Genomic DNA, 9,120 nt, shown 5'->3' with positions numbered 1-9,120 from the left:
GCGGCTGTGCCGGGGGTGTGGTGAGGGGTTGTGCCAGAGGTCTGGTGACCGGCTGTGTCCGGGGCCTGGTCAGGGGTTGTGCCGGGGGTTTCGGGTTCGTCCGTGCCGTCGTACTTGCGATCTGCTGTGCCGGGGTTCTTGTGCGCGCCCGTCCCGTGGTTCTTGTGGCCGCCCGTGCCGTGGATCGGGTCGGTGGCGTTGCCGTCGGGGTCCTGCCCGTTGCCGGCGGGGCGGGTGCCGCTGTCGTCGTCCACCCGCCCAGCTTGACCCGGGCCGCTTTTCGCACAACCCCGCCGACACGGCGCGAACGGGCGAAGCCATATGCTGCTTTGCATGACGAGTGAGCCGGAGCAGCAGTTGGGAGTGGGGACGCAGGACGCGTTCCAGCGTCTGTGGACACCCCACCGGATGGCCTACATCCAGGGCGAGAACAAGCCGACCGGCCCGGGTGCCGACGACGGCTGCCCCTTCTGCTCGATTCCGGCCAAGTCCGACGAGGACGGCCTGATCGTCCGGCGCGGCCGGCTGGTGTACGCGGTGCTCAACCTCTACCCGTACACCGGCGGCCACCTGATGGTGGTGCCCTACCGCCACGTGGCCGACTACACCGACCTGACCGAGCCGGAGACCGCGGAGCTCGCGGCGCTGACGAAGCAGGCGATGACGGCCCTGCGGACGGCCTCCGGGGCGCACGGCTTCAACATCGGCATGAACCAGGGGACGGTCGCCGGCGCCGGCATCGCCGCCCACCTGCACCAGCACATCGTCCCGCGCTGGGGCGGCGACACGAACTTCATGCCGGTCGTCGGCCACACGAAGGTGCTGCCCCAACTCCTCGGCGACACCCGCAAGATGCTGGCGGAGGCCTGGCCGACGGTCTGATGCCGGCCGGTTACGGCGTTTCCAGCCCGTCCGGCGTTTGAGGACGAGGCCGCAAGGCCGAAGGGGGGTCTGGGGGCGCAGCCCCCAGGGACCGGCACCCAGACCCACTCGCACCCAGACCCGCCCGACCGCCGGAGGCCTACGCGTCGTAGACGTCCGCCTTGCGCGGCGACACGTCCTGGACCTGCGTGCTCAGGAAGCCCGCGCGCGTGCCGAACTTCTCGGTGTCCACGCCGTTCTCCTGGAGCACCCGGATCGCCGCGGAGTGCACGACCCGCAGCACCGGGGTCGCGGCGCGCAGCGCGTCGTCGGCCATGAAGCGGTGCCGCCACGGCTTGTCCGCCCAGGCGTGCCGCAGACCGAACGGCTCCGGCAGGGCGAGCGAGCCACCGAGATAGTTGAGCAGCGGCGGGTACCAGGTCAGGGGCGCCCGGGCGGCGAGGCGGACCACCTCGTCCGCGTCGACCAGCGGGAGCTTGATCTTCTTGGTCTCCCAGAACCTGACCTGCTTGGCGACCTCCTTCTCCTTGGCCGCGGGCTTCGAGGTGAACAGCCCGTGCACCGGTCCGAGCGCGTGCCCGGTGACCTCGATGCGCAGCGTCTCGTGCAGCACGGTCACCGTGATCAGCATGGTGATGACGAGCTGCCCCTCCCACAGCGTCCACTGCACGCCCAGGTAGTGCCGGTCACCGCCGCCGAACTGCTGCTTGTTGCAGATGTCCTGTATCGCGTGGGTCTTGACCTGGTACGCGTCCACGTCGGTGCCGCCGGGCCGGGAGACCTCCTTCGCGCCCTCCGCGATCGGGGTGACGACCCAGTGGCGTATGGACGGCTTCGGGAAGCCGCCGGTGTTGATCGTGTTGCGTTCCAGCATGCGGAGCTGGTCGTGGATGGAGCGGATGACGTCCCAGCTGCGGAAGGGGTGGATCTCCCGGGTGGGGTCGGCGGACACCAGGTCCTCGGCGAGCTGCCAGCTGCCCCACCGGGTGCCCATGCCGAGTATGCCCTTGGGGCCGGCGTAGAACACCGAGTTGGACTGCTGCTCGGCGCTGAGCGTGGCCAGGGACTGGCGCAGTTGCTCGGCCGCGGTCTCGCCCGGGTTGCTCGGCACCGCCTCGGGCACCTTGGCGCCCACGCTGCTGCCGGCCAGGAGGCTGGCCCAGCGCTCCCGGAGATCCCTCGCGGTGCGCTCGCAGATCTGCTTGGCCCAGAACCAGCCGACCACGGGGAGCACCACGCACGCGCGTGCGTACCAGCCCCAGAAGCCGGCGAACGGCATCTTGATCAGGAAGAGCACGGCCAGCGCGCCCATCGCGACGAGCAGCGCGGTGGCGAACGCGCCCGCCTGCTTGTTGTCCTCCCGCCTGGCGATGTTGGTGCGCAGCGTGAAGACCAGCAGCCAGACCAGGAGCCCCGGCAGGAAGAGCACCCCGCACAGCACCATGACGGCGGTCAGCCAGTTGTCCCGGTCCCGGCGGATGTTGTTCGCCGCGAGACAGTGCTCGACCACGACCTGCGGCTCGGCGCCGAAGGACTGGATGAGCGGCTTGCGGCCCGCGCCGAGCATGCGGGTGATCACCGCCGTGGAGAACGCCTCGCCCAGGTTGGGGCGGAAGATCTTCGCCCACCTGCGGCCGCCCTTGACGGCCGACTCGTGCCATTCGTTGTTGGCCTTGAGGATCTCCTCCACCGGATTGTCCCGATAGGCCGCCGAGGCCAGCGCGAACGTCGCCGTCTGCGCCTCGTCGCCCGTGCGCGGCACCTGCGGACCGAAGATGTCCGCGTAACCGCCGTCAACGGTCATTCCCGCCCCCGATCGCCGCCGGACTCACCCACTGCGGCCTTCCCGACTTCCTTGCTTCGCACACCTGTTGATCAGGTCATCAGCGTATCCGTACGCACTGACATTAATCGGCGGACGGCCGAAGCCGCCCGCCGATTCGGAAGGGAGCGTTCCATGAACGTCACCCGTGGGGCCCCGAACGCCACTTGTGCGGCACCCGGACCCAACTACGAGGCGACGCGTGCCTCTTCACGGATCCTCTCGGCGATCTGCGGCGGCATGGGCTCGTGCCGCGCGTAGGAACGGCTGAAACGCGCGGTGCCGTGCGACAGGGACCTGAGGTCGACGGCGTACCGCCCGATCTCGATCTCGGGCACCTCGGCCTTGACGAGCGTGCGCCCGCCGTTGGTCTGCTCGGTGCCGAGCACCCGGCCGCGCCGCCCGGACAGGTCGCTCATCACGGCGCCCACGTAGTCGTCGCCGACCAGCACGGACACCTCGGCGACCGGCTCCAGCAGATGGATCCTCGCGTCGGCCGCCGCCTCCCTGAGGGCCAGCGCCCCGGCCGTCTGGAACGCGGCGTCCGAGGAGTCCACGGAGTGCGCCTTGCCGTCCAGCAGCGTCACCCGCACGTCGATGAGCGGGTGGCCGGTGGCGACCCCCTTGGCGGCCTGCGCCCGTACGCCCTTCTCGACGGACGGGATGAACTGCCGGGGCACCGCGCCGCCGACGACCTTGTCCACGAACTCGATGCCCGAGCCGCCGGGCAGCGGCTCCACCTCGATCTCGCAGATGGCGTACTGCCCGTGCCCGCCGGACTGCTTCACGTGCCGCCCGCGCCCGGCCGACTTGGCGGCGAAGGTCTCCCGCAGGGGCACCCGGTGCGGTACGACGTCCACCTGCACGCCGTAGCGGCTGCGCAGGCGTTCGAGGGCCACGTCGGCGTGCGCCTCGCCCAGGCACCACAGGACGACCTGGTGGGTGTCCTGGTTCTGTTCGAGCCGCATGGTCGGGTCCTCGGCGACCAGCCGGGCGAGACCCTGCGAGAGCTTGTCCTCGTCCGCCTTGCTGTGCGCCTGGATGGCGAGCGGCAGCAGCGGGTCGGGCATCTCCCACGGCTCCATGAGCAGCGGGTCGTCCTTGGCCGAGAGGGTGTCGCCGGTCTCCGCGCGGCTCAGCTTCGCCACGCACGCGAGGTCGCCCGCGATGCAGTGCGAGAGCTGGCGCTGCTGCTTGCCGAAGGGCGCGGACAGGGCGCCGATGCGCTCGTCGACGTCGTGGTCCTCGTGCCCGCGGTCGGCGAGCCCGTGCCCGGAGACATGGACCGTCTCGTCGGGGCGCAGGGTCCCGGAGAAGACCCGTACCAGCGAGATCCGGCCGACGTACGGGTCGGACGCCGTCTTCACGACCTCCGCGACCAGCGGCCCCTCGGTGTCGCACGCCTTGATCTCGCGCGGTTTGCCGTCGATGGTCGTGACGCCCGGTGTCGGGTGCTCGAACGGTGTCGGGAAGCCGCCGGTGATGAGCTCCAGCAGTTCGACCGTGCCGAGCCCCTGCCGGGCGCCCTCGGCCGCGGGGGCGGCGGCGAGGACCGGATGGAACACCCCGCGCGCCACGGCCCGCTCCAGGTCCTCCACGAGCGTCTTGAAGTCGATCTCCTCGCCGCCCAGATAGCGGTCCATGAGGGTCTCGTCCTCGCTCTCCGAGATGATGCCCTCGATGAGCCGGTTGCGGGCCTCCTCGATCCCCGGCAGCAGGTCCTCGCCCGGCTCGGACTCCTTGCGCTCCCCGGACGAGTAGTCGAACAGCTTCTGCGACAGCAGCCCGGTCAGCCCGGTCACGGGCGCGTGCCCGTCGGGCCCCTGCGGGCCGCGCAGCGGGAGGTAGAGCGGGAGCACGGCGTCCGGGTCGTCGCCGCCGAAGGCCTGCGCGCAGATCCGCGTCATCTCCTCGAAGTCCGCCCGCGCGGCCTCCAGATGCGTGATGACGATGGCCCGGGGCATCCCGACGGCCGCGCACTCCTCCCACACCATGCGCGTGGAGCCGTCCACTCCGTCCGAGGCCGAGACGACGAAAAGGGCCGCGTCTGCCGCGCGCAGACCGGCCCTGAGTTCCCCGACGAAGTCGGCGTATCCGGGGGTGTCCAGAAGGTTGATCTTGTACCCGTCCCATTCGACGGGCACCAGGGAGAGCTGTACCGAGCGCTGCTGCCGGTGCTCGATCTCGTCGTAGTCCGAGACGGTGCCGCCGTCCTCCACGCGGCCCGCCCGGTTCACTGCCCCCGCGGTCAGCGCGAGAGCTTCCACCAGTGTCGTCTTGCCCGATCCGGAGTGGCCGACCAGCACCACATTCCGTACGGACGCGGGGTGGTCGGCCGCTGTTGCCCTGCCGGCGGCTCCGGGGTGTGCGTTCGCCTTGTCGCCCATGGCCTTGCCTCCCGTGCACGGTGAGGTCTCTGTGGGCGCGGACATGCGGACCCGCGTGCGGTGCGGCTCCGGTGACGCCCGCGGTCCTTCGAGCTTTCCACTCCCGTCACGGTGCGTCCATACGACGGACGCGATCGCGCCGTGACCAGGAAGCGGCGAGCCCGTGACACGGGCTCCGGGTGCCCGGCCGTCGCCCACGCGCGTGCGTGGCTACGATGGGCCAGCCGGTGGCCAGCAGGGGCCGAGCCGGCCACACCGACCGTCGGGAAGGCCATGCTGAACAAGTACGCGCGTGCATTCTTCACGCGTGTTCTCACTCCGTTCGCCTCGTTTCTGATCAGAAGGGGCGTCAGCCCCGACACGGTCACGCTCCTGGGCACCGCCGGAGTGGTCGCGGGCGCGCTGGTCTTCTACCCCATGGGGGAGTTCTTCTGGGGCACGGTCGTGATCACGCTGTTCGTGTTCTCCGACCTCGTCGACGGCAACATGGCCCGCCAGCTCGGCCGTTCCAGCCGCTGGGGCGCCTTCCTGGACTCCACGCTCGACCGGGTCGCCGACGGCGCCATCTTCGGCGGCTTCGCCCTCTGGTACGCCGGTGGCGGTGACGACATCGCCCTGTGCGCGGTCTCCATCTTCTGCCTGGCCAGCGGCCAGGTGGTGTCGTACACCAAAGCCCGTGGCGAGTCGATCGGACTGCCGGTCGCCGTCAACGGCCTGGTGGAGCGCGCCGAACGCCTGGTGATCGCGCTCACCCTGGCGGGCCTCGCGGGCCTGCACAAGTTCGGTGTCCCCGGCATCCAGTACCTGCTGCCGATCGCCCTGTGGATCGTCGCCGTCGGCAGCCTGATCACGCTGATCCAGCGGGTCGTCACGGTCCGCCGGGAGTCGGCGGAGGCCGAGGAGGCAGAGGAGACTGCGGGGGAGCCGGGCGCCGTATCGGACAACGCCGCCTCCGGTGCCGCCGGGTCGAACGGGGCCGAGCCGGACGTGGCCGGGGAGCAGTCCCGGCAGCAGGGGAGCGAGGCCGCGAAGTGAGCGCCCAGGAGCGGCTGACGGACTCCCTGTACGGCCTCGGCTGGGGCGTGGTCAAGAAGCTCCCCGAGCCGGTCGCCGTGCGCCTCGGCCGGAGCATCGCCGACCTGGCCTGGAAGCGGCGCGGCGAGGGCGTCCTCCGCCTGGAGAGCAACTACGCGCGCGTGGTGCCCGACGCGAGCCCCGAGCGCCTCGCGGAGCTCTCCCGCGCGGGCATGCGCTCGTACCTGCGCTACTGGATGGAGTCCTTCCGGCTGCCCGCCTGGAGCAAGGACCGCATCAAGACCGGCTTCGACCCCAAGGGCCTGCACCACCTCACCGACGGGCTCGCCGCCGGCAAGGGCGTCATCCTCGCGCTGCCCCACATGGCCAACTGGGACCTCGCCGGTGCCTGGGTCACCACCAAACTGGAGACGCCCTTCACCACGGTCGCCGAACGGCTCAAGCCCGAGACGCTCTACGACCGTTTCGTCGCCTACCGCGAGGGCCTCGGCATGGAGGTCCTCCCGCACAGCGGCGGCACCGCCTTCGGCACCCTGGCCCGGCGGCTGCGCGACGGCGGCCTGGTCTGCCTGGTCGCCGAGCGGGACCTGTCGTCCTCCGGCGTCGAGGTGCGGTTCTTCGGCGAGGCGACCCGTATCCCCGCGGGCCCGGCCCTGCTGGCCCAGCAGACGGGCGCGCTGCTGCTGCCGGTGACACTCTGGTACGACGACTCGCCGGTCATGCAGGGCAGGGTGCACCCCCCGGTCGAGGTGCCCGAGACAGGTACGCGGGCCGAAAAGACGTCTGTCATGGCACAGGCGCTGGCCGATGCCTTCGCCACCGGGATCGCCGACCATCCGGAGGACTGGCACATGCTGCAGCGTTTGTGGCTGAAGGACCTGGAACCCCGGCCGTCGGACGGGGCCCGCCCGTGAGGATCGGCATCGTCTGCCCGTACTCCTGGGACGTGCCGGGCGGCGTCCAGTTCCACATCCGCGACCTCGCCGAGTACTTCATCCGCCTCGGCCACGAGGTGTCCGTCCTCGCCCCCGCCGACGACGACACCCCGCTGCCGCCGTACGTCGTCTCGGCCGGCCGCGCGGTCCCGGTGCCGTACAACGGCTCGGTGGCCAGGCTGAGCTTCGGTTTCCTGTCGGCGGCACGGGTGCGCCGCTGGCTGCACGACGGCGAGTTCGACGTGGTCCACATCCATGAGCCGTCCTCGCCGTCGCTCGGTCTGCTGACCTGCTGGATCGCGCAGGGGCCGATCGTCGCCACCTTCCACACCTCGAACCCGCGCTCGCGGGTCATGGTGGCCGCGTACTCGATCCTCCAGGCCGCCCTGGAGAAGATCAGCGCCCGGATCGCCGTCAGCGAGTACGCCCGCCGTACGCTCGTCGAACACCTCGGCGGCGACGCGGTGGTGATCCCCAACGGCGTCGACGTCGACTTCTTCGCCAAGGCCGAGCCGAAGCCCGAGTGGCAGGGCGACACGATCGGCTTCATGGGCCGCATCGACGAGCCCCGCAAGGGTCTGCCGGTCCTGATGAGGGCCCTGCCGAAGATCCTCGCCGAGCGCCCGCAGACCCGGTTGCTGGTCGCCGGGCGCGGTGACGAGGAGGAGGCGGTGGAGTCGCTCCCCGAGGAGCTGCGCGCGCGTGTGGAGTTCCTCGGCATGGTCAGCGACGAGGACAAGGCCCGCTTCCTGCGCAGTGTCGACCTGTACGTCGCCCCCAACACCGGCGGCGAGAGCTTCGGGATCATCCTCGTCGAGGCCATGTCGGCGGGGGCCCCGGTGCTGGCGTCGGACCTGGACGCCTTCGCCCAGGTGCTGGACCACGGCTCGGCGGGCGAACTCTTCGCCAACGAGGACGCGGACGCGCTGGCGGAGGCGGCGGTACGGCTGCTCGGCGACCCGAAGAGGCTGGCCGAACTGCGGGATCGTGGCAGCTCGCACGTCCGCCGGTTCGACTGGTCGACCGTCGGGGCGGACATCCTGTCGGTCTACGAGACGGTGACGGCGGGAGCGGCGGCGGTGGCTGCGGCGGACGACGAGCGGGGGCCGGGACTGCGGGCGCGGTTGGGGCTGGCCCGGGACTGATCTCCGGCGCGTCTGCGGACCGCGGGCGGTGTGTGCCGGGCCGCCGCCCCGGCCCCCTACGGCGAACGGCCGGCCCTGCTGACCGGTGCCGGCGGCACGCGGGACCGGCTGCCCGCCCACGGACCGGCTGACCCGCCGCTCCCGGGTGCCTCGTGGCTTGCGGGTGCACAGCCGGCGCGACCGCCGTGTCGTACGAACCCCCGAGTGCGTCGGCCGCGCACGTCCACTCTCGTGCCTGCCCCGTACCGCGACGATCCGCCCCGATAGCCTTGCTGCCCGTGACTCCCACCCTCATCTGGATTCTCGTCGCGCTCGTCGCGATCGGCCTTTACCTGAGCTGGACCGCGGGCCGTCTCGACCGGCTGCACGCCAGGATCGACGCCACGCGCGCGGGCCTGGACGCGCAGCTGCTCCGCCGGGCCTCCGTCGCCCAGGAACTGGCCACCTCGGGCGTGCTCGACCCGGCCGCGTCGATCGTGCTGTACGAGGCCGCACACGCCGCCCGGCAGGCCGAGGAGGAGCAGCGGGAGGTCGCGGAGAGCGAGCTGAGCCAGGCGCTGAGGGCGGTGTTCGCGGAGCCGGCCCAGGTGGAGGCGGTGCGCGAGGCGCCCGGGGGAGAGGCGGCCGCCCACGAGCTCACCGAGGCGGTGCGCCGGGTGCCGATGGCCCGCCGCTTCCACAACGACGCCGTCGGCGCCGCCCGCCGACTCCGCCAGCACCGCAAGGTCCGCTGGTTCCGCCTGGCCGGCCACGCCCCGTTCCCGATGGCCTTCGAGATGGACGACGAACCGCCCGCGGCCCTGGTGGACCGCGCCGCGTAGGACAGCGACGAGCAGGGGGCACGTGGCCGCGAAGTGCCGCCACGCCGCAGTTCCACGGCTTTCCGGTCCGGGGTGAGGGGGCTGGTGCGAGGG

General features: G+C 71.7%; 7 protein-coding genes and 1 pseudogene. 5 read left to right on the top strand and 3 right to left on the bottom strand.

Annotation, left to right across the window (positions count from 1 at the left end):
• Positions 1-254 (bottom strand): annotated as a pseudogene (locus AOJ26_RS44620) (hypothetical protein); the annotation flags it as partial.
• A gap of 67 nt (positions 255-321) precedes the next feature.
• Here AOJ26_RS44620 and AOJ26_RS31525 point away from each other — a divergent pair.
• Positions 322-882, top strand: coding sequence for an HIT family protein (locus tag AOJ26_RS31525; RefSeq protein WP_053851778.1), 561 nt, complete (start codon positions 322-324; stop codon positions 880-882).
• 139 nt (positions 883-1,021) lie between these two features.
• On the opposite strand, the gene AOJ26_RS31520 is transcribed toward AOJ26_RS31525, so the two are convergent.
• On the bottom strand, positions 1,022-2,686 hold the full coding sequence (locus tag AOJ26_RS31520) for a hypothetical protein (protein WP_053851777.1): 1,665 nt from the start codon (positions 2,684-2,686) through the stop codon (positions 1,022-1,024).
• Between the two features lie 206 nt (positions 2,687-2,892).
• Positions 2,893-5,091 (bottom strand): elongation factor G-like protein EF-G2, encoded by a 2,199-nt coding sequence (locus AOJ26_RS31515; protein ID WP_053851776.1) that lies wholly within the window; start codon positions 5,089-5,091, stop codon positions 2,893-2,895.
• Positions 5,092-5,364: 273 nt separating this feature from the next.
• On the opposite strand from AOJ26_RS31515, the gene pgsA reads away from it, so the two are divergent.
• From pgsA to AOJ26_RS31495, 4 genes are all read left to right on the top strand, one after another.
• On the top strand, positions 5,365-6,126 hold the full coding sequence (gene pgsA / locus AOJ26_RS31510) for a phosphatidylinositol phosphate synthase (RefSeq protein ID WP_053851775.1): 762 nt from the start codon (positions 5,365-5,367) through the stop codon (positions 6,124-6,126).
• The gene (locus AOJ26_RS31505; protein WP_053851774.1) at positions 6,123-7,040 is read left to right on the top strand and encodes a phosphatidylinositol mannoside acyltransferase; all 918 of its coding nucleotides are present in this window, start codon (positions 6,123-6,125) and stop codon (positions 7,038-7,040) included. Before pgsA ends, AOJ26_RS31505 begins: the two co-directional genes overlap by 4 nt.
• Positions 7,037-8,206, top strand: a complete 1,170-nt coding sequence (locus tag AOJ26_RS31500) for a glycosyltransferase family 4 protein (RefSeq protein WP_053851773.1) — start codon at positions 7,037-7,039, stop codon at positions 8,204-8,206. The genes AOJ26_RS31505 and AOJ26_RS31500 overlap by 4 nt, the downstream gene beginning before the upstream one ends.
• Before the next feature lie 278 nt (positions 8,207-8,484).
• A complete protein-coding gene (locus AOJ26_RS31495) occupies positions 8,485-9,027 on the top strand; it encodes a hypothetical protein (RefSeq protein WP_053851779.1) in 543 nt (180 codons plus the stop codon).
• The last annotated feature ends 93 nt before the right edge of the window (positions 9,028-9,120 follow it).

Origin of the sequence: Streptomyces sp. NRRL B-24085 (genome assembly GCF_001282115.1) — a bacterium.
In the GTDB taxonomy this organism is placed as follows: domain Bacteria; phylum Actinomycetota; class Actinomycetes; order Streptomycetales; family Streptomycetaceae; genus Streptomyces.
Note: the sequence above shows the minus strand (reverse complement) of the source record. Positions and strands in the feature narration are given on the sequence as shown.

Coding starts and splice junctions, on each gene's coding strand:
- AOJ26_RS31520 (WP_053851777.1), bottom strand. CDS start 2,686: ATGACCGTTGACGGCGGTTACGCGGACATCTTCGGTCCGCAGGTGCCG.
- AOJ26_RS31525 (WP_053851778.1), top strand. CDS start 322: ATGCTGCTTTGCATGACGAGTGAGCCGGAGCAGCAGTTGGGAGTGGGG.
- AOJ26_RS31515 (WP_053851776.1), bottom strand. CDS start 5,091: ATGGGCGACAAGGCGAACGCACACCCCGGAGCCGCCGGCAGGGCAACA.
- pgsA (WP_053851775.1), top strand. CDS start 5,365: ATGCTGAACAAGTACGCGCGTGCATTCTTCACGCGTGTTCTCACTCCG.